This is a genomic window from Micromonospora pallida, from assembly GCF_900090325.1.
Classification (GTDB): Bacteria; Actinomycetota; Actinomycetes; order Mycobacteriales; family Micromonosporaceae; genus Micromonospora; species Micromonospora pallida.
On the sequence record NZ_FMHW01000002.1, the window covers coordinates 2,837,289 to 2,864,217 of the forward strand.

Consider the following 26,929-nt stretch of genomic DNA (forward strand, 5'->3'; position numbering starts at 1 on the left):
GGCGACCCGACCTCATCCGGAGTAGCCGGCCGGGACCACGGTCAGGGGTTGGCCGTACCCGACCGCCCAGGATCTCACCGCCTCGGCCATCGGTACGCCCTCCCGTGGGCTACCGGGAATGCAGACCGAGCTGTCGCCGGGGCGCCCAAGGTCGACGACCAGACGCATCACCGCACCGTAGTCGGGCTGGGCGACGCGAACTGTCTCAGCGCACCCCGACAACTCGAGGTCGACGGCCTCCGGCGGATACCCCGCGAGCGGGACGAGGTGGAGACGGTTGCGCTGCCCCCACTGGGGCAGCCGGTCCGTACCGACGTCGCGGAGCAGCATCATGCGCGCCATCAGCAGTTGCCCCACCACGAAGTGCCGGTCGTCGCGCCACGGCGCCGGCACCAGGCCGTCGGGCACCGCCGCGACCAGCCGCCGCAGCGGTCCCTCGGCGCCCGCGAAACAGTAGGTGAAGCGGTCGTCGAGGGCGCGGGCCGGGCCGGTCGCCGCGGCGACGAGCGCCTCCCGCAGCAGTTCCCGGAACACCGTCAGCAGCGCCAGGCCCGGCTCCCGCGCGTGCGCGGTTCCGCCCCACGCCATGACGTCCTCACGGATCTCCCGCAGGGCCGCCGTCCGGGGCTCCGGCGGCAGGTACCGCAGGGCCAGGTCCCGGTAGAACTCGTAGCAGGACGCGTCGACGTCCAGTTGCAGGTCCCGGGCGGCGGCGGCGTCCCGGCCACCGCCGTCGACGCCGACGGCCACCCGACGCGCCCGGATGCCGGGCGGCAGGTTCCAGGCGAGCCCGGCGCGGCGTACGGCGTGGTTGCCGTTGTTGCAGTTCACCACCATGCCGGTGGGGGGCCCGACGAGGCGGGGCAGCTCGTGCGGCGGGACGAACCGGTAGGGCACGGGCTCCTGGGCGTCCGAGAACCCACGCGGTCGGCCGGCCTCGGCTCGATGCGGGAAGCGCCCGCCCACCGTCCAGCCGACCCGCCCGGCGGCGTCGGCCACGATCGCGTTGACCGGTGGCAGGCCGCAGTCGTTGACGATGTCCAGGGCGGTCTCCACGTCGGCGGCGTCGCAGAGGCGCAGCAGCCCGAAGTCCAACGCCCGGGGATCGAGCAGCGTGGCGGTGAAGGCGACCGGCTCGCCGGCCAGGGTCGAGGTCACCGGCCCCCACCGGCTCTGCGTGACCTCCACGGTGACCGGCGACTCGCCCCGGATCTCGATCGTCTCCCGCCGGACCTCGACGTCGGCCAGGTCCTGGGGACCCAGCGACCGCAGGTCCGCGGTGTCGCCGGGCAGTCGGGTGAGTCCCCAGGCGACCCGGCCGTTGGTGCCGGCGAGCACGACGGGCAGGCCGGGCACGGTGACCCCGCTGACCTCGGTCTCCCCGACGCGCAGGCGCACCACGTACATCAGCGCCGGATCCCCGAGTTGCAGGTGCATGTCGTTGGCGAGGACCGCGCCGTCCGGGGCGGCGACGGCCCAGGCGTTGCTCCCGGCGGGTCGCGGGTCGGCCACGACGGGTCCACCCGACTGGTCGGCCGGCTGCCGGAACAGCACCCGCAGTTCCGCCAGCGGAAGGGGCACCCCGACGTCGACCTCCGGGGATCCGTCGGGAGCGGTGGCGTACCCGTCGGCGGCGTCGAGCAGGAAGTCGACGACGGCCGACGGCAGCGACCGGCGCATCACCTCGGTCATGTGCAGCTCGGACCCGTTGGAGCCCATCGCCTGGAACAGCACCTGGGCCACGTGGACGCAGTCCACCGGGGCCCAGGTCATGGCGGAGCCCCGCTGGCGCAGCGCCGTGTTCACCCCGTCGGTGAAGGCGTCCAGCAGGCGGACCTGGTCCGGCGGGAGCAGCGTCAGGCAGCGCCGCGCGACCGCCTCTAGCCCGAGCCGACGCTGGCGGACGTCGGCGTCGAGCGCGTCCCGGCCGACGAGCTGGGCCAGCCGGCCACGCGCGCTGCGTCGCAGGAAGTCCAACTGGCCCGGACGGTCGGTCGCCATCTGGAAGCCCAGGCCCAGGGCTGCGCCGGTCCAGTCCTCGGCGCTGATCACCGCACCCGGGTGGTGGACGACGGCGTGCGAGCCGTCGCGTCCGCGCACCTGGACGGTGCCGTCCCCGGCGGTCACCGGCCCGTCCCGATCGGCACGTCCGGGCCCTTCGCGAAGTCGGCCAGCGCCTGGACGGTCGCGTCGAGCAGCGCCTGGGCTTCGGCGCGCTCCGCCGGCTCGTCGACGCACTCGATGGTCAGCGCCAGCCGCTCGTCGTCCTGCACCACGGCGGTGAGCGTCCGCCGTGGTCCGAGCAGCGGCATCCGCAGCAGCTCGCTGAGGTCGACGCCGACGCTGAGCGGAAGCCGGCCGGGCCGGTTCATCCGGTAGATCCGCTCGAAGTCCACCACCAGGTCGATGAGGTCGTTGGGCGTCACGCCGAGTTCGTCGGCCGGCTCGGCCAGCAGCGTCTCCAGGGGAAGCTGGGTGCGGCGGCGGGCCGCCAGGTGTTCGTCCTGCACCCGGGCGACCAGGTCCCGCGCCACCTCGACCCCGGTCAGGTCGACCGCCATCAGGCTGCTCAGCGCGAACGAGCCGACCGTACGCTCCAGACCCGCGTGGTTGCGGTTGTCGAGCATCATCCCGATGCCGGCCCGTGACCGGTCACCGACCCGGCCGACGGCCAGGGCCGCGGCGGCGGCCACCGTGCTGAACTCGGTCAGTCCGGCCGCCGCCGTCCAGGTCCGCAGTTGCTGGGTCTCGGTGACCGGCAGGTGGGTGGTGAGCCGGACGTACGAGGCGGTGGCGCGGCGTTCCACCGGCTCCACCAGGTCCTCGGCCAGCGCCCGCACCACCGTGCGCCAGTGCGCGCGGGAGTCGTCGAGCAGCTCCCGAAGGTTGTCCCGTTGCCACCGGCAGTAGTCCAGGTGCTCCGGGTCGTCGGCCGCCGCGTCGGCGATCGGGCGGCCCACACAGGACGCCGCCAGGTCGTCGAGGACGAAGCCGATGCAGTTCCCGTCGCAGGCCGAGTGGTGCAGGTGCAGCACGAGGACGTCCGGATCCGCGCCGTTGCGGAAGACCTGGCACCGGAGCAGGACGCCCTCGGCCAGGTCGAACGGCACCAGGAACTGCCGCATCACCCGACTACGCAGCGTCGCCGCCCGCCGCTCGGGCGACAGCGCACCGAGGTCGATCTCCGTACACGGGACCGGGGGCAGTCCGTCTGCCGGCAGGACGATCTGGACGGCCGTGTCGCCGTCGGGACGTACCGCGGTGCGCAGAGCCGGATGCCGGCGGACCAGGGCGTCCACTCCCGCCTGGAGGGCGTCGAGCGTCAGGTCCGCCCCGACCTCCACCACGGCCACCATGTTGTTGACCGACGGCAGGGCCAGTGCCTGTTCCAGTTGCAGGTACTGCTCCTGTTGCAGGGACAGCGGCGCCCGGCGCAGGCCCTGGGCCACCAGCCGGGGCAGGGCCGGGCCCTGCTGGTCGTCGTACCGCGCGACGGCGGCGACGAAGTCACCGAAGACCGGGTTGTCGAAGACCAGTTGCAGCGGGATCACCGTGCCGATGGTCCGCTCGCAGTGGGAGATGAGCAGGGCGGCGAGCATCGAGTGGCCGCCGAGCTCGAAGAAGTTCGCGTCGTCGTCGATCTCGTCCAGCTCGAGCACCGTACGCCAGACCCCGGCGAGGGACGCCGCGAGCTCGTCGGCCGTCGAGCCCGGACCATCGTCGACACCGGCCGCCGGGGGCGACGGGTCAGCGGCACCGGATCGACGGTGAGCGGGGTCCACGGCGGAGGCCGTTTCCGCGTTGGATCGCTGCGTTTCCATCACCGACGCAGCACAGCACGGGGGCGTGCGGCGCGGGTTAGGCGTGGGTTACGCGGCGGCAGGCGCGTAACCGCGCCGGAACTGCGCCGGGTGAGGCTGCGGTCTCCCGCGAAGGAGGCGGCATGGAACGTGGGACCAACGGCGGCGAGCACCCCGCCGACCCGGCGCCGGTACCCCTCACCGCGACCCAGGAGGGCATGTGGTTCGCCGAGCGGCTGGATCCGGGACGGTCCGGATACCACGACGCGGTCACCCTGCACCTGGTCGGTCCGCTGGACCTGGCGGCGCTCCGGCAGGCGTTCCTGGACTGCCACCACCGGCACGACGCGCTCCGGCTGCGGATCCAGGAACGCGGTGGTCGGCTCACCCAGACCTTCGACGCGGCACCACCGACGTGGCGTACCCAGGACCTGACCGGGCTGGCCCCGGACCGCCAGGCGGCGGATTGCCGGCGGCGCTTCGCCCTCGACTGCACCGAGCCGTTCGACCTCGCCGACGGCCCGCTCTGGCGGACCCGGCTGCTGCGCCTGGCCGACGAGGAACACCGGCTGCTGATCGTGCTGCACCACCTGATGACCGACGGATGGTCACACGGGGTCTTCCTCCAGTCGGTCCTGGCCCGGTACGGGGCACGTCTCGCCGGTGCTCCCGGACCCGCCGCGCCGGCACCGTCCTTCCGGCAGTGGGCCCTCCGGCGGGTGGCGGCGGAGAACGCGCCGGGCATCACCGACCGGGCCCGCCAGGCCGCCACCCGGCTGCGCACCACCCCACGGCGAATCGCCCTGCCTGGCCTCACCGGGGCGACCGGCACCCGTGGCGGCGTCCTCGCCCTGCCCGTGGAGCCGGACGACCTGGCCGCCTTCGACGCCGCGTGTGCCAGCGTCCGGGTGTCCCGCTTCATGGCGATGACCGGGTTGCTGGCCCACCTCGTGGGTGACCTCGCCGGCACACCGGACCTGGTCGTCTCCGCGCCCGTCGCCGACCGGCTCACCCCGGAGGCGACCCAGGTGCTCGGGTGCACGATCAACGCCGTCCCGATCCGGTTCGGTCCGATCGCCTCGCCCGCCGACGCGGCGGCGGCCGGTCGGGCGGCGGTGGTGTCGGCGCTGGGCCTGCTCGACGTGCCGTACCGGGAGATCATCCGTGCCGCCGAGCCGTCGTTCACCACGTCCCTCGCCGACCCGCTGACCAACGTCTCCTGCGAGGAGTACAGCTCCCCGCGCGGGAGCTGGCGGCTGGGCGGGCTGACCGTGACCGCGCTGCCGCGCGGCGAGTTCCAGACCCGGCACGACCTGCTGCTCAGCGTGCCGCGCGACCCCGGGGGCGGACCCGAACTGATCTACCCGGTGCGGCGCTGGCAGCCGGACGCCGTCGCGGCGCTGGCGGCGCGGCTGGCCGCCCTGGTCCGCGCGTTCGGCCACCAGGTGGTGGGCCCGCGGTGATCGGCCGCCGACAGCGGCGTAACCGGCAACGAACCCCCTGTCCCTACCGTCGTCGTGTCGCCCAGCGACGCGCCGTGACCACTTGACGAGGAAGGTGGCGAACATGGCGGCCCTCGACTGCGTCGTCATCGGCTACAACAGCGGCGACTTCGACGAATACCGGGTCATGTGCGAACGCGCCGGCAGCGACTCGCCGGAGATGCAGATCTACCGCAAGGAACACCTGGTCGTCGACGGCACCGCGATGAGCTGGATGGACGCTTTCAGCACCCACCGGGCCGAGACCACCGGCCGCCGGGACCGTTACCACGTCGGGGAGGTCTACAACCTCGCGTCGGTCTACCTCTGTAGCAACCTGCGGCGGCAGGGCCTGAGTGCCGACTCGGTGTCCCTGTTCGACGCCGAGCGCGACCGCCTGACGGAGTTGTTGGCGCAGCGGCCGGCGGTGGTGGCGGTGACCACCACCTTCTACGTCACCATCCTGCCGGTCCTACCGGTCGTCGAGTTCGTCCGGGCGCACTCCCCGGAGAGCCACATCGTGGTCGGCGGTCCCCTGATCGACAACCTCTGCCGGGACGGCATCACCGAGCAGACGCAGGACTTCCTGCTCGCGATGGGCGCCGACTCCTACATCCAGGAGTCGCAGGGCGAACACGCCCTGGGCGCGCTCTGCCACGCGGTCCGCGCCGGGCGACCAGTGGACGACGTCGACAACCTCATCGTCCACCGCGACGGCCGGTGGACGATGACCCGGCGTCGGCAGGAGAACAACGACCTGGACCTGTGCTCGATCGACTGGACCGGCTTCGACCCGAGGCTGATCGGCCGTACGGCCCAGGTGCGCACCGCGCGTAGCTGCGCGTTCAAGTGCAGCTTCTGCGACTACCCCTCCCGGGCCGGCGCGCTCACCACCGCCTCCATCGACACCGTCCGGCGGGAGCTGCGGCAGTTGGCGGAGCTGGGGGTCGGCAACGTCGTGTTCGTCGACGACACGTTCAACGTCCCGCCGAAACGGTTCAAGCAGCTCTGCCAGATGATGATCGACGAGGATCTTGGCCTGAACTGGTACTCCTACTTCCGCTGCTCCAACGCGCGCGACGAGGAAGCCTTCGACCTGGCCGCGGCGAGCGGCTGCACGGGAGTCTTCCTGGGCATCGAATCCGGCGACGACACCGTGCTGCGGTCGATGCAGAAGAAGGCGCAGGACGACCAGTACCGGACCGGGATCCACCGGCTGAAGGAACGCGGGATCACCACGTTCGCCTCGGTCCTGGTGGGTTTCCCCACCGAGACCGAACGGACCGTACGGAACACCGTCGACTTCCTCAACGAGACGGCGCCCGACTTCTGGCGGGCACAGGCCTGGTGGGCCAACCCGCGCTCGCCGGTCTACCGCAACACCGAGCTGTACGGCATCACGGGTGCGGGCTACAGCTGGTCGCACCACACCATGACCTCGGCGGAGGCGGCGGCCCAGACCGACGTCATGTTCGACGCGGTGACCGAGTCGGTGTGGTTGCCGCTCTACGACTTCGACTTCTGGTCGTTGCCGTACCTACAGGGCAAGGGCTTGGAGGCCGAGGCGTTGAAACCACTGCTGCGGACCACCCAGAAGCTGATGAGCGAGCGGGACCGGACCGGGCGCTCCGACACCGTCCGCGACCTGGAGAAGCAGTTCGCGGCGGACGTCGCCGGGCTGGACATCGCACCCGCCCGCTTCGCGCTATGAGCACCCCGCTACGCCTGGGCGAGCGGTTCGCGCGGGCGGTGTCCCGCCAGCCGGACCGGACCGCTCTGGTCGCCAGGTCCGGGTCACTGACCTTCGCGCAGCTCGCGGCGGCGTCCGGTCGGGTCGCGGCGGCCCTGCGCGGCCGGGGCGTCGGCCCGGGTTCCGTGGTCGGGCTGCACCTCACCCGCGACGTCGACCTGGTGGTGTCGCTGCTCGGGGTCCTGCGGGCGGGAGCCGCCTACGTGCCCCTCGACCCGGCGCTGCCCGCCGACCGGCTGGCCTTCATGATCGAGGACTGCGGAGCGCGCCTGACGGTGACCGACGCCGACCCGGCGGTCGTGCCGGCGGCAGCGGGCGTGCCGGTCGTCCGGGTGCCGGAGCTGCGCACCAGCCCGCCGGCGACCCGCCCGGTCATCCCGCCGGCCGAGGAACTCGCCTACGTCATCTACACCTCCGGTTCCACCGGCCGACCCAAGGGCGTCGAGATCACCCACCGGTCGCTGGAGAACCTGCTGACCGCGCTGGAGACGTCCGTGTACACGGACGGGCCGGCGGTCACCGTCGGCTGGAACGCGAGCATGTCCTTCGACGCCTCCGTCCAGCAGTGGCTGCGCCTGTTCCGGGGCGACACCGTGGTGCTGATCGACGAGCAGACCAGAGCCGACCCCGAGACGATGGTCCGGTTGATCGTCGAGCGGGAACTGGCCGAACTGGACATCAGCCCCTCCCACCTGCTGCTGCTGGTCGACCGGCTCGAGACCGCGCCGGTCCGGCGCCCGCTTCGGCTGCTCGTCGGGGGCGAACCCGTCGGCGAGGCGCTGTGGAAGCGCCTCGGCGTCCTCGCCGAGAGCGGACGGGTCCGGTCGGTGAACCTCTACGGACCGACCGAGTGCAGCGTCGACGTGACGGCGGCGCTGGTCACCGGGGCCGACCCGCCGCACCTGGGCGGACCCCTCCACGGGGTCACGCTGCACGTGCTCGACGACGCGCTCCGACCGGCCGAGGAGGGCGAACTCTACATCTCCGGACGGGGCCTGGCCCGGGGCTACCGGCGGCGACCGGGCATGACGGCGGAGCGGTTCGTCGCCAACCCGGTGGCCGCCGACGGTACCCGGATGTACCGGACCGGCGACCTCGTCCGGCGCACCGGCGGGCGACTGACCTACCTGGGACGCACCGACTTCCAGGTCAAGCTGCGCGGATACCGCATCGAGACCGGCGAGGTCGAGGCGGTGCTGGAACGCTCCCCCGACGTCGGACGCGCGGTGGTGCGGCTGGAACGCGACACCTCCGGCGAGCCGGCTCTCGTCGCGTACTGCCAGGGCACCGGACTGACCGTCGACCGGCTCCGCGCGGCGGCGGTCGCGGCCCTCCCGGCGTACATGGTGCCCGCATCGTTCGTGCTGCTCGACCGGCTGCCGCTCACCGTCGCCGGCAAGGTCGACCGGGAGGCGCTGGCGGCGCTGCGGCCGGCCCCGGCCACGCCCGACACCGCACTCGACGCTCCGCTGTCGCCGACCGAGCAGGCGGTCGGGGTGATCTGGTCGGACCTGCTCGGGGTTGGCCACGTCGGCCTCGACGACGACTTCTTCGACCTCGGCGGCCAGTCCGCGCTGGCGATTCGGATGGCCGCCCGGCTGCGCGCGGAGTTCCACCGCGCCGTGCCGATGGTCGCCGTCTTCGAGCATCCGACGCTGCGGCAACTGAGCGCGTACCTCGACGGGCGCTGACGGAAGGGGAACGGCATGCCACGGCGCAGTCGATGGCTGGCGCAGGAACCACGGGCCGAGTCGACGGCCCGCGTCTTCTGCCTGCCCTTCGCCGGCACCGGTGCGGGGCTGCTGCGTCAGTGGCCGCACCGGATCGGACCGGTGGAGGTGTGCCGGGTGCAGTTGCCCGGCCGGGAGAACCGCATCCGTGAGGAGGCGTTCGCCGACTTCGACACCTTCGCCGAGACCACCGCCGAGGCCCTGGCTCCCTACCTGGACCGGCCGTACGCGCTGTTCGGCCACTGCATGGGCGCGCTGCTGGCGCACCGGCTGGCCGTCGCGCTCGAGGCCCGACCGGTCCGGCCGCCGGCACGGTTGGTCGTCTCGTCCTCGCTCCCCCCGCACTTCCCGCCGGAGACCCGGTACCGGCCGCCCGGCACCGCGGCCGAGGGCATCTACCACCCCTCGATGACGGACGCGGAGCTGACCGGGGAGATCCGGCGGGTCGCACGCGCCCAGGGCCAACCGGAGATCCTCGCCGAGCTGCTGCCGTTGGCCGTCCGGACACTGCGCCGGGACCTCGACATGTGCTACCGGTACGCGCCGGCCGAGCCCACGCCGGTGCGCTGCCCGATCACCACAGTCGGCTGGAGCCGCGACCCCGACGTCGCCCCGTACGAGATGACGGTCTGGGAACGCTACGGCCGGGTCGACCACCACACGCTCGACGGCGACAAGCTCACGTTCATCCGCGCGCCGCAGCCGCTGATGGACGTCCTGGCCGAGGAACTCCTCGCCAACGCCACAGATTCCGGGGAGCGGAGATGACAGGAAGCCTCAGCGAGACGCCGCCGCGAACGCTCGCCGAGCTGCTGCACCGCACGGTGCTGCGGTACGGCGACGCGCCGGCGGTCCGGTGCGCGGACCAGGCACTCGACTACGACGAGCTCTGGCGCCGCAGCCGCCGCCTGGCCGCCCGACTGGGCGCGGCGGGTGTCCGGCCGGAGGGGCGGATCGCGGTACACCTGCCCCGGTCCAGCGAGACGGTCGTGGCGGTCATGGGCATCGTGCTGGCCGGCGCGGCCTACGTACCCGTGGACGACCAGTACCCGGCGGCCCGGCGTACCCAACTCATGCGGGACGCCGAGCTGGACCTGGTCGTGACGGCGCCGGGGTGGGCGCGGCGCTTCGACGACCTGGGCGTCCCCGCGCTGGAATGGGACAGCCGAACGGACGGCCAGCCGGAGGACGGGCGGCTCGGCCCGATCGAGCCGGCCAACGCGGCCTGCGTGCTGTTCACCTCGGGCTCCACCGGGACGCCGAAGGGGGTGGTGCTCGAGCACCGGCAGATGGTCGCGTTCGCCACCGACCCGGCCGTGCCCCCGCTACAGCTCGGGGACCGCGTCGGGCAGGCGGCGAGCATTTCGTTCGACACCTTCACCTTCGAGGTGTGGCGGGCCGTCGCCGCCGGCGCGGAGACCGCCGTGATCCCGGCGATGGCCGAGCTGATCGAGCGGGACCTCCAGCGGGAACTGCGGCGGCGCCGCATCACCGCGATGCTGGCGCCGGCCACCGCCCTCAACCACGTCGTCCGCTACGACCGGGAGGCGTTCTCGTCGCTGCGGGTGCTCTGCTCCGGCGGGGACGTGCTGCTGCCGGCCACCACGCGGGACCTGCGGGCCGGCGGATTCACCGGGATCCTCTACAACCTGTACGGCCCGACCGAGGGCACCGTCGCCTGCACCGCCTACCCAATCGGGGAGCACGGCGAGCCCGGTGACGTGGTGCCGATCGGGTTCCCCCTGGCCGGGGCCCGGCTGTACGTGCTCGACGAGCAGTTCCAGCCCTGCCCGCCCGGCACCCCGGGGCAGCTCTACGTGGCCGGCGCGGGGCTCGGGCGCGGCTACCTCAACCGGCCCGAGCTGACCGCGTCCGCCTTCGTGGCCGACCCGTTCGCCGCCGACGGCAGCCGCATGTACGCCACCGGCGACCGGGTGACCGCCGGCGCCGACGGTGCGCTGCGGTTCCTCGGCCGGGTCGACGGCCAGGTGAAGGTCAGCGGGTACCGGGTGGAGCCGGCCGAGGTGGAGCGGCTGATCTGCGCCCGTCCCGGGGTGCGGGCCACCGCCGTCCTCGCCGTCGGCCCGGCCGGCGGCCGGCGGCTGGTGGCGTTCGTGGTGCTGGCGGAGGCGGGCGTGCTCCTGCGCGACCTACGCGCCGGGCTCGCCGCCGAGGTGCCGCCGTACCTGGTGCCGGCCGAGTTCGTGGTGATCGAGCAGATGCCGATGGACGCGCACGGCAAACGCGACTGGCAGCGTCTGCGGGACCTGCACGAGGAACTGTCGGCCGCCCGCAGCGAGTACGTGCCGGCCCGGACCAGCACGGAACGGTGGTTGGTGGGTTCCTGGGAGGACCTGCTCGCCCGGGAGTCGGTCGGCGCCCACGACGACTTCTTCGCCCTGGGTGGTCACTCGATCCTCGCGGTCCGGCTGCGGATGTCCATCCAACGCGAACTCGGCGTACGCGTGCCGCCGGAGGCCCTGTTCGAGCACAGCGTCCTGGCCGACCAGGCGAAGATGGTCGACTCCTGCCGCGAGGTGACCCCATGACCACCCCCACCCTCGACGTCGACCTGACCGACCTCGACCTGTTCACCGACGGCGACGTGCACGGCACCTTCGCCCGGCTGCGCCGGCACAGTCCGGTGTACTGGAACGCGACCCCGGACGGGGGCGGGTTCTGGGCGCTGACCCGGTACCGGGACGTGGCCGCCGCCTACAACGACGCCGCGCGGCTCTCCTCCCGCAACGGCACGGTCATGGGTGGCTCGTACCGCCGCTCGGCCGACTCGGCGGGTGGGCAGATGCTGATCGCGTCGGACTCACCGGAGCATCGGCTGCTGCGGCAGCAGGTGCACCGCGCCTTCCTGCCGGACCTGCTGGAGCGGGCCGGGACAGTGGTGCGCCGGTACGTCTCGGCCGCGCTCGACGAGGTGCTCGCCACCGGTGCGGCGGACTTCGCCGAGGTGGCCCTCGAACTGCCGCGCGGGCTGCTCGCCGCCATGTTCGGGTTGGACCGGGACGAGGCGACGCGGATGCTCACCCTGACCCGGCACATGATCGGCTTCAAGGACCCGCTCTACACCGACGGCGACGACACCATGACGCTGGTCGCGGCGCAGGTCGAGATCTTCGACCTGATCGGCGCGTTGGTCGCCGAGCGCCGCCGCCGGCCCGGCGACGACCTGGTCAGCATCCTCGTCGGGGCGCGGCTGAACGGTCGGCCGATGACCGAGCACGAGATCCTCTACAACTGCCTCAACGTCGCGGTGGGCGGGGACGAGACGACCCCGTTCACCGCCGCGGCGGCGGTCGAGGCGTTCGCCCACCACCCGGAGCAGTTCGACCGGCTGCTCGCCGATCCGGCGATGCTCGACAGCGCGCTGGCCGAGATCTTCCGGTGGACCTCGACGAACTCCTACGTCCAGCGCACCGCCAAGACCGAGCTGACCATCGGCGGTCAGCGCATCACGCCGGGCCAGTCCGTCACGCTGTGGAACGTCTCGGCGAACTTCGACGAGGAGGTGTTCGCCCGGCCGGAGGTCTTCGACGTCGGCCGGCACCCCAACCGGCACCTGGCCTTCGGCAGCGGACCGCACCGCTGCATCGGGCTCGGTGCGGCGTGGATGGAGATCAGAATCCTGCTCGAGGAGCTGGTCGAGCGGCGGATGCGCTTCGAGGTGGCCGGGCCGGTACGGCGACTGCGCTCCAACTTCATGCTGGGACCGACGCGGCTACCGGTGCGGGTGCAGGCGCACCGGTAGGCTGCTGTAGCCGCCCAGAAAGTTCGAGAACACCGGGCTCGGCGGCGCCAGCAGCTCGATCCGCGCCACCTGGTCCCGCAGGGCGCGCAGCGTCGCGGCGATCTCCAGTCGGGCCAGGTGCGCGCCGAGGCAGTAGTGGGTGCCCGCCGCGAAGGTCAGGTGCCGGTTGGGCGTACGGGCGGGCCGGAACTCGCCGGGCCGGTCGAACACCCGCTCGTCCCGGTTGGCGGCGACGTTCCACAGGGTGACGATGTCCCCCTCGCGGATGGTCTGCCCACGCCAGTCGACGTCCTCCCGGGCGACCCGGGCCTGGTGCATGGAGGGCGTCGTCCACCGGAGAACCTCCTCGACGGCCTGGTCGACGTCGACCCGCCCGCTACGCAGGTCGGCCCAGGCGTCGTCGTGCTGCGCGAACGCCAAAGCGGCGCCCACGATCGCCAGGCGGGTCGTCTCGTCCCCACCGAGGATGAGGCTGTAGCAGTTGAAGATGATCTCGTCGTCGGCCAGCCGGCGACCACGGATGTCCGCCTCGACGAGCATCGTCACCACGTCGGCCGCCGGGGCGTAGCGGCGGGTCTCCGCCAGGTGCGCGAAGTAGAAGAGGATCTCGTTCTTGGCCTTCCAGGCGTCGGCGGAGGTGGCCGTCGGGCTCTCCGAGCCGACCGACGACGAGGTCTGTTCCAGGATGAAGCGCCGGTCCGCCTCGGAGACGCCCAGCAGGTCGCAGATCGCCTGGAGGGGAATGGCGGCGGCGACGTCCCGGGCGAAGTCGCACTGCCCCGCCGCCACCGCGGCGGCCACCAGGTCGTGCACCACCCGTTCGATCCGCTCGGCGGTGCCGGCCAGCGCCTCGGGCGTGAAGCCCCGCATCAGCACGCGCCGGACCTCGGCGTGGTACTGGCCGTCGGACACCGAGACCATCCGGCCGCTGGCCGAGTCGCCACCGTCGAGCATCACGTCCAGCACGTTGCCCTGCGCCGAACCGAAGGCGACCGGGTCCCGGTACGCGGCGGCCACGTCGGCGTACCGGGTCATGATCCAAAAGCCGGTGTCCCGGTTCCTCGGCGGGTGCCAGAAGATCTCGTCGCGGGCCCGCAACAGGTCCCACACCGGGGTGAGGTCGTACCGAGCGTGCAGGTGCGGGCTGGTCAGGTCCAGGGAGTCCAGCAGGTGCGGGTCGGCCGCCAGTGGAGTCTTCACACGGAAAAACTGGCGCAACGGGGTTCCGTCCCGGTTACGCCGAACCGCCGCGTTACCGCCGTGTGGTCTGCTCTGCCCGGCCGTCGACCGCGCAGAGGAGACCCGAGGTGGACATCGACGCTCGTTCGCTCCCCCATGTGCTGCGGGCTGCCGCCCGGCGGCACCCGGACCGAACGGCCCTGACCGGCTGCGGGCTGACCCTCACGTACGGCCAACTGGACACCTGCGTCAGCCGGCTCGCCGCGGACTTCGCCGCCAGCGGTCTGCGCCCCGGCGAGCTGGTCGGCCTCGCGGTGGACCGGGGTCCGCTGCCGCTGGTCCTCGCCGCCGCGGTGATGCGGGCCGGGTGCGCGTACGTGCCACTCGACGTGGGTCATCCCCGCCAACGGCTGCGACACGTCGTGGCGACCGCCGGACTGCACACCACGCTGTGCGACGAGAGCAGTCAGGCCGCCCTGCGCGGCCTGCCCACCGCCACCCTGCTGGTGGACGTCGACGACGTACGGGCCGCCGCGTCGGGGCCACCGCCGCGCTGGACCGAGCCGGAGGTGGACGCCGACGGCATCGCCTACGTCATGTTCACGTCCGGATCCTCCGGTATACCCAAGGGGGTCGCCGTCACCCACGGCAACCTCGTCGCCCTGCTCCGGGACGCGCTCGGCCTGTTCCGGTACGGCGACGACGAGGTGTGGCCGCTCGTCCACGGGTACGGGTTCGACGTCAGTGTCTGGGAGATGTGGGCCGGCGTGGCGGTGGGCGCCCGTCTCCTTGCCCTGGACGGCGCGACCGTGGCCAGCCCGCCGAGGCTGGCCGAGGCCCTCGTCCGGCACCGCCCCACCCGGCTGCACATCGTGCCGAGCGTCTTCCGGCACCTGACCGACGCCGTCGTCGCCGCCGAGCAGTGGATCAACCCGCGCGCGGTGGTGTTCTGCGGTGAGGCGGTCAACCACCGGCCGATCCAGACCTGGCTCGCCCGGGTGCCAGGCCCGGTGCCACGGTTCGTCAACGTCTACGGGATCACCGAGACGACGGTGTACAACACCTTCCACGCCTTCACGCCCGAAGAGCTGCGCGAGCCGGTCACCCCGGCCCCGATCGGACGGGCCTACCGGCACAGCCCGATCGTGGTGCTGGACGCGGACCTGCGTCCCCTGCCGCCGGGCGAACCGGGCGAACTCGTCGTCGGCGGACGGCAGGTCTCCCCGGGCTACCTGCACAACCCGGCGCTGACCGCGGAACGGTTCCTGCGGATCGACGGCCTGCCAGGCCGCTGGTACCGGACCGGAGACCTCGGGTTCGCCACGGCCGACGGGGTGCTGCACTGTCTCGGGCGGGCCGACGACCAGGTCAAGGTGCGCGGTCTGCGGATCGAACTCGGCGAGATCGACGCCGCGTTGCGGCAGGTGCCGTGGGTTCGGGACGGCGCCGCCGTCGTCGTCCACTCGCCCCGGGGCGAACCGGTCATCGGCGCGTGCGTGGTGCCGACCGAGGACGTCGGGGACGCGCCGAAGCTGGGCGAACTACGGGCCGCGTTGGCGCAGACGGTGCCCGACTACATGCTGCCCAACACGGTCACCGTGCTGGACCGGCTGCCGCAGAACCCCAACGGCAAGGTCGACCGCCGGGCGCTCACCGAACTGGTACGGGCGGCCCGGTCGAACCGTCAGGGGGCACCCACCGCCGATGCCACCCGGTGACACCCGCCGGGGCCACTGACGCCGCGACCAGCCACCGGCCGGCCGGCGGACCCGGAAGGAGTACGACGATGTCAGACGGCCGGTACGCCGGACGCCGTTTCCTGTTCGTGCTGGGCGCCACCGCGGCCGGCGGAAGCAGCGAACTGCTCGCCCGGCACGCGGCGACCGCGCTGCCGCCCGGGGTGCCGCAGGACTGGAAGCGGCTCACCGAGCTGCCCCTGGCCGCGTTCCACGACGCCGGCTACGCGGGTGAACCCACCGGTGCCACCCCCACCGGCAACGAGCGGATCCTGCTGGACGCCACGCTGGCGGCCACCGACCTGGTCGTCGTGTCGCCGCTCTACTGGTACAGCGTGTCGGCCAGCATGAAGCTCTACCTCGACTACTGGGGTGGCTGGCTGCGCCTGCCCGACGTCGCCTTCCGGCCGCGCATGCGGGGCAAGACGATGTGGGTGGTGACCGCGTTCGGGGGGCAGGATCCGACCAGTGCCGGTCCGCTCCTGGAGGCGCTGCGCCGCTCGGCGGACTACCTCGGCATGGGCTGGGGCGGTGCCGTCGTGGGACACGGCATCCGCCGGCTCGACGGCTGTCTGCTCGACCCGGTGGCGGTGGCCCGCGCCGAGGAGCTGTTCCGGCCGGACTTCGTCGACCAGGACGAATGGGAACCGGTCGCCGGGCGCACGGAGTCCGGTGTCGACACCGGAGGGCAGCGTCGATGAGCATCACCCGCGCGGTCACCGATGGCCCGGCCGCCTGGATCGTACGGCCCCGTTCTCGACCCCGTGCCCGGGTCACGCTGGTCTGCTTCCACTCGGCCAGCAGCGGCGCCGCGATGTACCGGCGGTGGCCCGACCGGCTGCCCGAGACCGTCGACGTCGCCCTGGTCCGGATGCCCGGCCGGGAGAACCGGCTACGGCAGCCGTTCGTCGAGGACTTCGACGCCGCGGTGGCGGCCCTGTCGACCGCCCTCGGGGAGTGCGGGTCCGGCCCGTACGCGCTGTTGGGGCACAGCATGGGGGCCCACCTCGCCTTCGCGGTCGCCGGTGCGCGGGTCGCCGCCGGCCTGCCGCCGCCCCGGCACCTCTTCCTCTGCGGCACCCGGCCACCGCACCTGTTCCGCCCGGCGTTCACGGCGGCGTCCAGCGACGGCGAGCTGATCGCGGCGCTGACCATGATGGGCGGTACGGATCCCGCGCTGCTGGCGAATGAGGAGCTGCGCCGGATGGTCCTGCCCACCTTCCGGGCGGACCTTCGCGTCTGCGCCGGCGTGCGCCCGCCCCGACGGCCGCTGCCCTGCCCCCTGTCGGTGTTCGGCGGCGAGCAGGACGACATCCCGGGTACGGAGCTGGACCAGTGGCGTCGGTGGAGCAGCCGGTCGGTGACCACGAGCATGTTTCCCGGCCGGCACTTCTTCCTCGTCGACGAGTCCGAGGACGCGGTGCTCGGCGAGGTCGGCCGGGTGCTCGCGGAACTCACCCCACCGGGGCCGGACGTAACCCTCGGCTAACCGTGTTGTTGAAGGCTGGCCGGCACGGCACGCTCCGGCGTGCCGGCGGGTCAGCCGGTGGCGACTCCGGCGGTCAGCGCCGTCCGCAGGTCGTCGAGGAGGTCGTCGCGGTCGAGCGCGGGGCTGTCCCGGCGCGGATACCGGTGCCGGCGGACCGTGGTGTCCGGACCGAACAACGCGACCACGTCGGAGGACGGATCGGTGAGGAACACGTCGACGCGACACGGCAGGTGCTGCGCCGGGGCATCGAGCGCGGCGAGCAGGAACGAGTTCCAGCGCAGGTACCGGTCCACCAGGTCGAGGCGGACCAGTTCGTGGGTCTCGGGGTCCAGGTCCGACGACCGCAGGAAACCCTCCACCCAGTCACCGAGCATCGCCTCGATCCGGCCGAGCACCACCTCGACCGGACCGGCCAGGTCGAGCCCGGCGGCCGACGTCCGGCCGTCGGCGACGCCGAACCGGTCCGCGACCTGCGCCAGGGTCTCCCGGATGTGCCCGTCGGTGACCGGCCGCGGATCCACGGCGGCGGCCAGCGTCACCGAGACTCCGCACCGGGTGAGCTGTCGGGCCACCGGCGCGAGCATGGGACTCGCCGCGCACGAGGCCGCCAGCGCCACCCGCCCCGCGCCGGTCGCGGCGACCTCGGCGGCGACCAGGGCCGCCCGTCGGTCCAGGTCCGCCTCACGGCCGTAGTCGACGCCGATGAGGTCGAGTTCCACCGTCGGCACCGGCAGGGACCCACCCAGGGCGCTCGAGATGCTCTGCGACGGGTCGGAGGCCGAGAACTCGAGCAGGACCGCGAGGCCGTTCCCGTCGGAGCCTGCGCCTTTCGCCGAATCCGCTGCCATTGAGCCCTCCGTCGTCAGGTGCACGAACAATTACCCATCGCCAGGAAATTGAGGAAACCCTATCGACCAGATTGCCGGTCGACAAGTGTCGAAACGCAATGTCCCACAGAGCCGGTCGACGTCGACCCGGCTGCCGGAGCCTATTGCCAAAAGGACGGCCGACATGGATTTCAGCCTTTTCTTTTTCGCCGACAGCCGGACCTCCGGCGACGACCGGTACCGCCTGCTGCTGGAGAGCGCCCGGTTCGCCGACGCCAACGGATTCACCGCGGTCTGGACCCCGGAGCGACACTTCCACTCGTTCGGCGGCCTGTATCCCAATGCCGCCGTCACCGGCGCCGCACTGGCGGCGATAACCGAGCGGATCGGCATCCGGGCGGGCAGCGTGGTGGCCCCGCTGCACCACCCGGCCCGGATCGCCGAGGAATGGTCCGTCGTCGACAACCTGTCCGGTGGCCGGGTCGGCGTGTCCTTCGCCTCCGGCTGGCACGCGGTGGACTTCGTGCTCCGGCCCGAAGGCTACGAGGACCGGAAGAAGGTCATGGTCGAGGCGGTCGAGACCGTCCGGAGACTGTGGCGGGGCGAGCCGGTCGCGTTCGTCGACGGCACGGGCGAGGAGCGTACCGTGCGGACCCAGCCGGCCCCGGTCCAGCCGGAGCTGCCGGTCTGGATCACCAGCGCCGGCTCGCCGGACACCTTCCGGCTCGCCGGGCGGCTCGGCGGCGGCGTGCTGACCCACCTCCTCGGCCAGGACGTCGAGGCGCTGGCACGCAACATCCGGGCGTACCGCGAGGAGTTGGCGGCGACACACGGCGAGCAGGCCCCTGGGCACGTCGCGCTGATGCTGCACACCCTGATCGGGGAGGACCGGGCCCGGGTGCGGGAACTCGTCCGGGAACCGTTCAGCGCCTACCTGCGCAGCTCCATCGACCTGGTGGTGGGCACGGCGGGGCTGCCGGTGGGCTTCGACCCGAGCCGACTACCGGAGCGGGACAGGGAGTTCCTGGTGGCCCGCTCCTTCGACCGCTACTTCTCCACCAGCGGCCTCTTCGGCACGGTGGCGGACGGCGCCGAGATGGTCCACCGGCTGGCCGCGATCGGCATCGACGAGATCGCCTGTCTGATCGACTTCGGCGTGCCGCAGGAGGAGGTGCTGCGGTCGCTGCGCCACCTCGACCAGCTCCGTCGGCACCCGGCGGCGGGTGAGCGACCGGCCGGGGTGCCCGCGTAACTGCGACGGAACCGGGGCTTCGTAGCGTCTGCCTGCCTGACGTGTTCGGTGCGCCGACCTGGCCGTGATCGATGATGGGAGTCTGCGATGGCCGCGATGATCAGGGGTATCTGCCTGGACGCCACGGACGAGCAGAAGCTCGCGGAGTGGTGGTGCTCGGTCCTGGGCTACCGGCTCAAGCTCGGCACGGCCCACGAGATGAAGGGCAAGTGGCTCGGCTCGATCGAGGACCCGAAGGGCGAGGGCCCGCTGATCTGGTTCAACCGGGTGCCGGAGGTCAAGACGGTCAAGAACCGGATGCACGTCGACATCCTCGGCGACGTCGACGAGATCCTGGCCCTCGGCGCGACCGTGGTCAGCCCGATGACCGAGGAGAACCAGTGGGCCGTCCTGGCCGACCCCGAGGGCAACGAGTTCTGCGTCAGCACCGGCGAGGGTGTGCTGACCTGAGGGTGTGCGCGCCGGCCGAGGCAGGAGGATCATGGCCCCAGCCGGCGGTCCGGCCGGCGTTCTGACCGGAAGGACAGTCTCTTGACGCACCCCGCCGTAACGCCGCAGCTCCTCGCCGCCGTGTCGGAGATCGTCCGGGACGTCGCCCACCGGGAGATCATGCCCCGGTTCGGCGCGCTGGCCGAGGGAGACGTCAGCGAGAAGGGGCCGGGCGACCTGGTGACCATCGCCGACCAGGCGGCCGAGGCGGCGTTGACCGAGCGGCTCACCGACCTGCTGCCGGGCTCGGTGGTGGTCGGTGAGGAGGCGGTGGCCGGCGACGCGTCGCTGCTCGACGCGCTCGCCGGCGACGATCCGGTGTGGATCGTCGACCCGATCGACGGTACGCACAACTTCGTCCACGGCAGCCCGAACTTCGGCGTCCTCGTGGCCCTCGCCCGGGGCGGTGAGCTGCTGGCCTCCTGCACCTACCTGCCCGCGCTGGAGCAGTGGGCGACCGCCGCCCAGGGGGCGGGAGCGTACGTCGACGGCCGACGGGTCCACGTACCCCCTGCCCCCGCCGACCTGCGAGCGATCGAGGTGGTGACCTCCCAGAAGCGGTGGTGGGAGGACGAGTGGCGCGGCGGCCACGACGCGCTGCTCGCCCACGGCGTCGCGGTGGACTACATGAAGGCCGCCGGCCTGGAGTACGTGGAACTGACCACCGGGCAACGGGGTGCGCTGGTGGGCGTCTGGGACTCCCCCTGGGACCACGCGGCGGGGCTGCTGCTGTACGCCGAGGCGGGCGGCGTCACCGTCACCGCCGACGGCTCCGCGTTCCGGCTCGCCGGCGGCAACGCCCTGCCGTTCGTCTGCGCGCCGGACCGGGCCACCGCGCTGGCGGTCAGCGAGATCATCGCGGCGGCACGCGACTGAGGCCGACCGCACGCTGGGCGGCGGTCCGGCCGCCGCGCACCTCAGGAGAGGCCGCGCGGGAGCCGGTCGCCTGCCCGGCCACCGGCTCCCCGAACGCCGCTACTTCTTCCAGGCCGTGTCGGCCCAGTCCGCGATGAGGGTGACCATGCCGGTCACCCGCCGGACCGCCGTCTCGACGGAGTTGTCCTTGCTGTAGTTCGACGTGCCGACGTCGTTCTTGACCACCCGACCGAGCACCGCCGGGCCGTACCAGCTGTACTTCGCCGCGCCGCACGCGGCGATGGCGCGGCGCACGTCGTCGGCCGACCCGGACCAGCCGCCGTCGCGCAGCCCTCGCAGGTAGCCCTCGGTGGCGCCCTCGGTGATCTCCGGCAGGAGGTCGGGGTCCATCAGCCCGTCGGTGAAGCTGTCCAGGATCAGGTTGGAGATGTCCTCCCCCACCGCGCCGTCACCGGCGAAGGCCCAGTCCACCAGCACCGACCGGCCGTCCGCGTCGATCAGGTTGGCGGGCCAGACGTCCAGGTGGCAGAGCGTCCGTTCGGTCGCCTGCGCGACGGCGAGCATGTGGTCGCGTTCGGTCCACAGCCGCCGGAGCCCCTCCCGCACCGGCATCGGCCAGCTCGCGATGCCGGGGTTGTCCCAGTCGGTGTCGGTGATCTCGACGCAGCGCGGCGGCCCCTCGGTGAGGTACTGCCCGAGCCAGTTCCGGGAGAGCCAGGGCAGGTCCGGCACCCGCTCCACCCACCGCGCCTGCCCCACGCCGAGTTCGTAGGCGAACCGGGCGAGGCGTTCCGGCGACCAACCGAACCCCTCGACGCCGGGCACGTGGGCCAACCAGGTCTCCACCATGCCGTCGGCGCGGATGTGGGTCTCCAGCAGTTCCGGCCCCGCGACGCCGGCCGCCCCGTACGCGGTGGCCGGTAGCCCCTCGGCGTACGCCAGGGACTCCCGCCGCCAGTGGTTCCAGTGACTCGGCACCTCGCTGGTGGGCCAGTAGCCGGTGAACCCCGCCGACGGCGGCTTGTAGATCTTGAGTACGGCCGAGGCGTCCGCCCCCCGGACCCGCCAGATCCCGAACGTGGCGTCGTTGCCCTTGTTGTGCCGCAGTTCCTCGACCTCGAGGATCGGACGGCCGAGCCGGCTCGGCAAGCGGTGGACGGCCAACACCTTTCCGTCGCCCAGGTCCAGGGTCTCTCCGGTTCCGATCTCCGTACCGGCGATTGTCCGGTTCTGTTCGGCCTGGTCTACCATTCCCTCACCTCAGCCTCGTCATTTCTCGGTCCACCACGCTTGTCGGTCCACCGCGTTTCTCCGGTCCACCGCGTTTCTCGGTCCGCTGTTTCCCGCCCGCGCCCGCAAGGTGCGTGACAACATTTTCCGCATTCCCGCGAGTGGGCCGCTATTGGCGTCCCGAGCCGCATGCCGCGCTCGGCGATCCTAACCGTCACCAGTGGACCGGCCGGTATGTCCGGCTGGCGTTTCGCCGACGACTCCCGTGGCGAACACCGCTCACGTCGCCCGCGCGGCGTCGGCCGGTTCGCGCCGGTAGCCGCCGAGCCGGGCCGCGAGCTGCCGGGGACAGGGGTATTCGAACAGGTCGCTGACCGGGAACGGCAGGCCCAGCAGGGCCTGCAACTGCCCGTGTGCCCGGGTGGCGGCCAGCGAGTGCGCGCCCTGGTCGAAGACGTTCCGGACCGGGTCCACCGTGGCGAGTTCGAGCACCTCCCGCCAGACCCGACAGACGATCTCCTCCAACTGGGCGGTGGACACCTCGGTCACCGGCAGGGCCTGCTGCGCCACCGTCTCGGCGAGCCGCTGGACCGCGTCGTCGTCGAGTTTGCCGTTCGGGGTCAGCGGAAGCTCGTCGAGCACGAGCACGTTGTCCGGCAGCATCGGCGCGGGCAGCCGGCGGGCCAGGTCGTCGAGCACCGCCCGGACCTCGACGGTCCCGGTGACCACCGCGACCAGCCGGGCCGGTCGCCCCACCACCCGGACGGCGGCGGAGACGACCCCGTCCACCTGGCGTAGCGCCCACTCGATCTCGCCCTGCTCGACGCGGTAGCCGCGCAGCTTGACCTGCCGGTCGGTCCGCCCGGTCACCACGAAGTGACCGTCGGGCCGCAGGTAGGCCAGGTCGCCGCTGCGGTACACCGGACCGACGGTGCCCGGCGGACCGGGCACGAAGCGTCGGGCGGTGAGCTCCGGTTGGTTCAGGTAACCGTCGGCGACGCCGGGCCCGCCGATCGAGATCTGCCCCACCGCGCCCACCGGTACGGGCAGGCCGTGCTCGTCGAGCAGGTGGATGGTGGCGGCGCTCGACGCCCGCCCGACGGGCACCACGTCCGACACCTCGGCGGAACCCGACCGCCCACGGGGGATGTCGTAGGCCAGGCAGTTCACCGTCGCCTCCGTGGGGCCGTAGCCGTTGACCAGCCGGCACTCCGGGCCGACCAGGCGTTCCAGGGCCTCGACGGTCGACCAGCGGAGCACCTCGCCGCCGATCAGGACGAGGCGCAGGTCCGGCAGCGGTACCCGGGCCGCGCCCAACTCGTCGGCGAACGAGGGGGTGGTGAAGAGGACGGTCACCGCCTCCCGGCGGAGGAAGTTCGCGTAGGCGAGCGCGTTCCGCCGGTCGGCCGCGGTGGGCACGACGAGGCAACCGCCGCCCGGAAGGGCGGTGAAGACCTCCTGGAGCCCGAAGTCGAAGCCGAGGGAGAGCGTCTGCGCCATCCGTACCCAGGGCCCGAGCTGCCACGCCTGCGCCTCCCAGGCCACCAGGATCTCGGTCTGCCGCTGACGGATCGCCACGCCCTTCGGCCGCCCGGTGGACCCCGAGGTGTAGACGGTGAAGGACGGATGGTCCGTGGCCGGCGGCGGTGGCGCCGGTGGCCCTGCCGCGTCGAGGGCGACCACCGGCACGCCGGGACAGTTCCCGACCAGGTGGGCGGCGCGCGCGAGCTGGTCGGGCGAGGCGAGCACCGCAAGGGGGCGGCTGTCCTCCACCATGCCGCGCAGCCGGTCGTCGGGGAACCCGACCGGCAGGGGCAGGATACCCAGCCCGGTACGCCAGGCCGCGAACATGGCGACCGCGAAGTCGGCCGAGGACCCGATCAGGAGCCCGACCTGTCCGGGCGTCGTCGACCCTCGTTGGCGTCCGCTCATCGGCCCGTCCTCTCGTCCTGTGCCGCCACGGCCGCCAGTACGCCGGCGAGCCGGTCGACGCGCGCGGCGAACTGCCCGAATCCGATCGCCGTCCCGTCGTCGACCACGGCCGGCGCGTCCGGCCGTGCTGCCGCGTGCCGGCGGACCAGCTCCACCAGCGACCCCTGCGGCACCGGGCCCGGACCGTGTCCGGCGGTCTCGTAGCGCGCCCGGTCCTCGGCGGACAGAACCATCGCGTCGGCCAGCGTGACCGCGGACGGCGCGGTGGCGGCCACCACCATCGCGGCGTAGGTGCGCAGGACCCGCTCGGCCGTGTCCCCGTCGAACAGGTGGGCCGCGTAGTCCAGGGTCAGCAGGTGACCGCCGGACTCCCGGGGCGTGACGACCAGGTCGAGGTCGTACCGGCAGGTTCCGCGCGGAACCGGCACCGGGCGCAGACGCAGCGTGCCCAGCTCGATCCAGTCGGCGTCGGCCAGTGCCCCCATCAGGTGCGGAAGTCGGGGAATCGGGCTCTCCTGCACGGTGACCAGGGTTTCAACCAGCGGGTTCCGGCCGGGGTCGCGCGCCGGGCGCAGCACCTCCACCGCCCGGGAGAGGGGGTAGAGCCCGGCGCTCACCCCGGCGAGCAGCTGGGCCCGCACCTGCCGGACGAGGGCGTCCAGGGACAGCTCCGGATCCGTGGGAATGGCCAGCGGCACGGTGTTGGTGCACAGCCCCGCGACGGCGGCGTGCGCGCCGGTGGTCCGTCCGGTGACCGGAGTGCCGACCACCACCGGACTCGGGCCACCGTAGCGGTGCAGGCAGACGCCCCAGAGGGCGGTCAGCAGGGCCACCGCGTCCCGGGAGCCCAGCCGGGCCGACACGTCCTCGGGCAGCGACAGCCGCATCTGCCCGGCCCGGGCGTCCCGTTTCGGCCCCCGGGGCCGGTCGGTCCGGACGGCCAGCGGCGGGTGGCCGGACGGGATCAGGTCGCGCAGGTAGGAGTCGCGTGCCGCCGCCGCGTCCGAGGTCAGGTACGCCTCCTGCTCGGCGACGTACGCCGGGTACCGGTCGACGACCGGCGTCGGACGGTCGGCGAGGCCGTGGCGCAGCGTCTCGTACCGGGCGGCGACGTCCTCGAAGAGCAGGCCGAGGGACCACAGGTCGGTCGCGATGTGATGCGCCACGAGCTGGTAGACGCTGCGCGCGCCGACCCGCCAGTGGTACACGCGCACCAGCGGCCCCGCCGCCAGCCGGAACGGCAACGCGGCGGCGTCGGCGAGGTGCTCGGCCAGCCGCTCCGCCCGCACCGGTACGGGCACCAGGGCCAGGACGTCGTGGAAGTCCCGCTCCGGCACCGGCTCCGCGCTGATGGCGGGACCGTTCCGGACGATCCGTCGGCCCCACTGCGGCTGGGCCAGCAGCGCCGAGCGGAGGGCCCGTTCGAAGGCGGCCACGTCGCCGGCCGGGTCCAGCTCGCAGGCGAACGAGATGGTGTACTCGTCGCTGTCCGGGGCGAGCTGGTCGAGGAAGACCAGCGCCTGCTGGGCGGCGGCGAGCCGGTACGGGTCCGCGCCGGTCGCCGGGGGCGTCGCGGCCGTCGGCGTCCACGAGGTCAACTCGGCCAGGGTGGCACCGGCGAGCAGGTCCCGGACCGGCACCTCGATCCCCGCCCGGCTGCTGAGCGCGCCGGAGAGCCACACGGCGCGCAGCGAGTCGAGTCCGGCCTCGACGAGTGCCTCGTCCGGTGCCGGTCGGTGGCCGAGAGCCTCCGCCACCAGGTGCGCCACGGCCTCCGGGTCGGTGGCCGGGGACGCGGCGGTCGGGTACTCCCCGGCCTCGTACCGTCGCCGGGTCTCGGCCCGTCTCAGCTTGCCGCTGGTCGTCCGGGGAATGCCGCGCCGGGGCGCGGCCACCACGTCGCGTACCGCGAGCCCGAAGGCGTTGGCGACGCTCCGGGCGAGCCGGGCCGAGTCGGCCTCGGTCAGCCCGGCGCCGGGTCGGACCTCGCCCACGACGACGACGCCCTCGCCGTCCGGCGACGCGAACGCCACGACGTGTCCCGGCCGGAAGGCGGGCACCAGGCCGCCGGCGAGCCGTTCGATGTCGTGCGGATGGTGGTTGCGGCCCCGGACGATGATGACGTCCTTGCTCCGGCCGGCGACGTGCAGTTCTCCGTCGGCGAGGAAGCCGAGATCGCCGGTACGCAGCCAGGTTCCGTCCCGCCCGAGGACCGGACCGGCGAAGGTGTCGTCGTCCGGACGACCCCAGTAACCGGCGGCCACGCTGGGCCCGCTGACCCGGATCTCGCCGACCTGCCCCTCGGCCAGGGGACGGTCGGCGGCGTCCGTAACGACCACCTCGCAGCCCCTCGGCCACCCGCACGCCACCGCGCTGCCGCCGTCGGCCGCCTCGCGGCTGCGCACGCCGTCGCCCCGGTCGGCGGACGCCACCAGCAGGGTGGCCTCGGCCAGCCCGTAGCAGGGCATGATCGCGCCCGGGTCGAAGCCGTGTGGCGCGAGCAGTTCGGCGAACCGGCGCATGCTCTCCGCGACGACCGGCTCGGCACCGCTGTAGGCGACGCGCCACCGGCGCAGGTCGACCTCCGGTACGCCCTCCCGCTCCAGCGCGGCGACGACCAGCTCGTACGCGAAGTTCGGGGCGCCGCTGGTGGTGACGCCCAACCGGTGGATCGACGTCAGCCAGGACAGCGGACGGCGGATGAACGCCGTCGGCGGGCACAGGATCGTGCCGCTGCCCAGGGTCAACGGGTGCAGGATGTTCCCGATGAGGCCCATGTCGTGGTAGGCGGGCAGCCAACTGAGGATGACCTCGTCCCGGTCGTGCTGGAAGGTCTCGGCGATCGCGGCGACGTTCGCGGCCAGGTTCCCGTGGGTGACGACGACGCCCTTGGGACTGCTCGTGGAGCCCGACGTGTACTGGAGGAACGCGACGGCCGTCGGATCGGGCGCGCGGTCCGGCAGGTGGACGAGTCCCGGCGTGGTCCGCCACTCGCTGGGGACGCGGAGCAGGCGGGCAGTGCCCTCGGCCACCTCGGCGTCGGTGACCCAGGCGAGGGCCGGCTCGCAGTCCTCGCGGACCCGCGCGATCAGCGACCGCCCCTCGGGTGAGTCGAGCGCCGGATACACCGGGACCGGCACCCGTCCGGCGTAGAGACAGCCCACGAAGGCGGCCACGAACCGCGGGCCCGGTGGCTGGATCAGCAGGACCCGGTCGCCGCCCCGGGTGTGCGCGCGTACCGCGGCGGCCACCTCCCCGGCCTGCGTGTCCAACTGCGCGAAGGTCGTCGTCACACCGGCGGCGTCGAGGTGTGGCAGCCAGGTCAGCGCGGCCCGGTCACCGTCCTCAATGGCCCACTGCCGGATACTGCCCACCACGCCATTGGCCTGCTGCAC

The 26,929-nt window shown here is 73.1% G+C and carries 19 protein-coding genes; 12 read left to right on the plus strand and 7 right to left on the minus strand.

What is annotated here, in order from left to right; genetic code table 11:
* Nucleotides 1-12 precede the first annotated feature (12 nt).
* Together GA0074692_RS11435 and GA0074692_RS11440 are read right to left on the minus strand one after the other, a co-directional pair.
* The gene (locus tag GA0074692_RS11435; protein WP_176738406.1) at nucleotides 13-2,127 is read right to left on the minus strand and encodes a penicillin acylase family protein; all 2,115 of its coding nucleotides are present in this window, start codon (nucleotides 2,125-2,127) and stop codon (nucleotides 13-15) included.
* The gene (locus GA0074692_RS11440) at nucleotides 2,124-3,782 is read right to left on the minus strand and encodes a condensation domain-containing protein (RefSeq protein WP_176738407.1); all 1,659 of its coding nucleotides are present in this window, start codon (nucleotides 3,780-3,782) and stop codon (nucleotides 2,124-2,126) included. Before GA0074692_RS11440 ends, GA0074692_RS11435 begins: the two co-directional genes overlap by 4 nt.
* Before the next feature lie 161 nt (nucleotides 3,783-3,943).
* Here GA0074692_RS11440 and GA0074692_RS11445 point away from each other — a divergent pair, with 161 nt between their 5' ends.
* From GA0074692_RS11445 to GA0074692_RS11470, 6 genes are all read left to right on the plus strand, one after another.
* Complete coding sequence (locus GA0074692_RS11445) at nucleotides 3,944-5,263, plus strand: condensation domain-containing protein (protein WP_091643084.1); 1,320 nt, start codon at nucleotides 3,944-3,946, stop codon at nucleotides 5,261-5,263.
* A 103-nt stretch (nucleotides 5,264-5,366) separates the two neighbouring features.
* Nucleotides 5,367-6,992 carry a PhpK family radical SAM P-methyltransferase gene (locus GA0074692_RS11450; RefSeq protein WP_091643088.1) on the plus strand — a complete coding sequence of 542 codons (1,626 nt, stop codon included), beginning with the start codon at nucleotides 5,367-5,369 and terminating at the stop codon, nucleotides 6,990-6,992.
* Nucleotides 6,989-8,722, plus strand: a complete 1,734-nt coding sequence (locus GA0074692_RS11455; protein ID WP_091643093.1) for a non-ribosomal peptide synthetase — start codon at nucleotides 6,989-6,991, stop codon at nucleotides 8,720-8,722. The genes GA0074692_RS11450 and GA0074692_RS11455 overlap by 4 nt, the downstream gene beginning before the upstream one ends.
* A gap of 15 nt (nucleotides 8,723-8,737) precedes the next feature.
* Nucleotides 8,738-9,529: a thioesterase II family protein gene (locus tag GA0074692_RS11460; RefSeq protein ID WP_091643098.1), complete on the plus strand. Its 792-nt coding sequence runs from the start codon at nucleotides 8,738-8,740 to the stop codon at nucleotides 9,527-9,529.
* Nucleotides 9,526-11,310 carry a non-ribosomal peptide synthetase gene (locus tag GA0074692_RS11465; protein ID WP_091643101.1) on the plus strand — a complete coding sequence of 595 codons (1,785 nt, stop codon included), beginning with the start codon at nucleotides 9,526-9,528 and terminating at the stop codon, nucleotides 11,308-11,310. The genes GA0074692_RS11460 and GA0074692_RS11465 overlap by 4 nt, the downstream gene beginning before the upstream one ends.
* Entirely contained in the window at nucleotides 11,307-12,524 is a 1,218-nt protein-coding gene (locus GA0074692_RS11470; RefSeq protein ID WP_091643104.1) for a cytochrome P450, read from the plus strand. The genes GA0074692_RS11465 and GA0074692_RS11470 overlap by 4 nt, the downstream gene beginning before the upstream one ends.
* Here the strand turns inward: GA0074692_RS11470 and GA0074692_RS11475 are convergent.
* A complete protein-coding gene (locus GA0074692_RS11475; protein ID WP_176738408.1) occupies nucleotides 12,495-13,724 on the minus strand; it encodes a cytochrome P450 in 1,230 nt (409 codons plus the stop codon). The genes GA0074692_RS11470 and GA0074692_RS11475 overlap by 30 nt on opposite strands.
* Nucleotides 13,725-13,831: 107 nt before the next feature.
* Here GA0074692_RS11475 and GA0074692_RS11480 point away from each other — a divergent pair, with 107 nt between their 5' ends.
* The 3 genes from GA0074692_RS11480 to GA0074692_RS11490 all read left to right on the plus strand — a co-directional run bounded on the left by GA0074692_RS11480 (nucleotide 13,832) and on the right by GA0074692_RS11490 (nucleotide 16,928).
* Complete coding sequence (locus GA0074692_RS11480) at nucleotides 13,832-15,421, plus strand: amino acid adenylation domain-containing protein (protein ID WP_176738409.1); 1,590 nt, start codon at nucleotides 13,832-13,834, stop codon at nucleotides 15,419-15,421.
* 68 nt (nucleotides 15,422-15,489) lie between these two features.
* Nucleotides 15,490-16,140, plus strand: coding sequence for a flavodoxin family protein (locus GA0074692_RS11485; protein ID WP_091643116.1), 651 nt, complete (start codon nucleotides 15,490-15,492; stop codon nucleotides 16,138-16,140).
* Nucleotides 16,137-16,928 carry a thioesterase II family protein gene (locus GA0074692_RS11490; RefSeq protein WP_176738410.1) on the plus strand — a complete coding sequence of 264 codons (792 nt, stop codon included), beginning with the start codon at nucleotides 16,137-16,139 and terminating at the stop codon, nucleotides 16,926-16,928. The genes GA0074692_RS11485 and GA0074692_RS11490 overlap by 4 nt, the downstream gene beginning before the upstream one ends.
* Before the next feature lie 50 nt (nucleotides 16,929-16,978).
* Here the strand turns inward: GA0074692_RS11490 and GA0074692_RS11495 are convergent, their stop codons facing one another.
* A complete protein-coding gene (locus GA0074692_RS11495) occupies nucleotides 16,979-17,776 on the minus strand; it encodes a hypothetical protein (protein WP_091643122.1) in 798 nt (265 codons plus the stop codon).
* Between the two features lie 163 nt (nucleotides 17,777-17,939).
* Here GA0074692_RS11495 and GA0074692_RS11500 point away from each other — a divergent pair, with 163 nt between their 5' ends.
* The 3 genes from GA0074692_RS11500 to GA0074692_RS11510 all read left to right on the plus strand — a co-directional run bounded on the left by GA0074692_RS11500 (nucleotide 17,940) and on the right by GA0074692_RS11510 (nucleotide 20,372).
* Nucleotides 17,940-19,007, plus strand: a complete 1,068-nt coding sequence (locus GA0074692_RS11500; protein ID WP_091643125.1) for a MupA/Atu3671 family FMN-dependent luciferase-like monooxygenase — start codon at nucleotides 17,940-17,942, stop codon at nucleotides 19,005-19,007.
* A gap of 87 nt (nucleotides 19,008-19,094) precedes the next feature.
* On the plus strand, nucleotides 19,095-19,457 hold the full coding sequence (locus GA0074692_RS11505) for a VOC family protein (protein WP_091643129.1): 363 nt from the start codon (nucleotides 19,095-19,097) through the stop codon (nucleotides 19,455-19,457).
* An 81-nt stretch (nucleotides 19,458-19,538) separates the two neighbouring features.
* Nucleotides 19,539-20,372 carry an inositol monophosphatase family protein gene (locus GA0074692_RS11510; protein WP_218106630.1) on the plus strand — a complete coding sequence of 278 codons (834 nt, stop codon included), beginning with the start codon at nucleotides 19,539-19,541 and terminating at the stop codon, nucleotides 20,370-20,372.
* 99 nt (nucleotides 20,373-20,471) lie between these two features.
* Here the strand turns inward: GA0074692_RS11510 and GA0074692_RS11515 are convergent, their stop codons facing one another.
* From GA0074692_RS11515 to GA0074692_RS11525, 3 genes are all read right to left on the minus strand, one after another.
* The gene (locus GA0074692_RS11515; RefSeq protein WP_141725241.1) at nucleotides 20,472-21,623 is read right to left on the minus strand and encodes a phosphotransferase family protein; all 1,152 of its coding nucleotides are present in this window, start codon (nucleotides 21,621-21,623) and stop codon (nucleotides 20,472-20,474) included.
* Nucleotides 21,624-21,881: 258 nt separating this feature from the next.
* The gene (locus GA0074692_RS11520) at nucleotides 21,882-23,534 is read right to left on the minus strand and encodes a non-ribosomal peptide synthetase (RefSeq protein ID WP_091643134.1); all 1,653 of its coding nucleotides are present in this window, start codon (nucleotides 23,532-23,534) and stop codon (nucleotides 21,882-21,884) included.
* The gene (locus tag GA0074692_RS11525; protein WP_091643138.1) at nucleotides 23,531-26,929 is read right to left on the minus strand and encodes an AMP-binding protein; all 3,399 of its coding nucleotides are present in this window, start codon (nucleotides 26,927-26,929) and stop codon (nucleotides 23,531-23,533) included. The genes GA0074692_RS11520 and GA0074692_RS11525 overlap by 4 nt, the downstream gene beginning before the upstream one ends.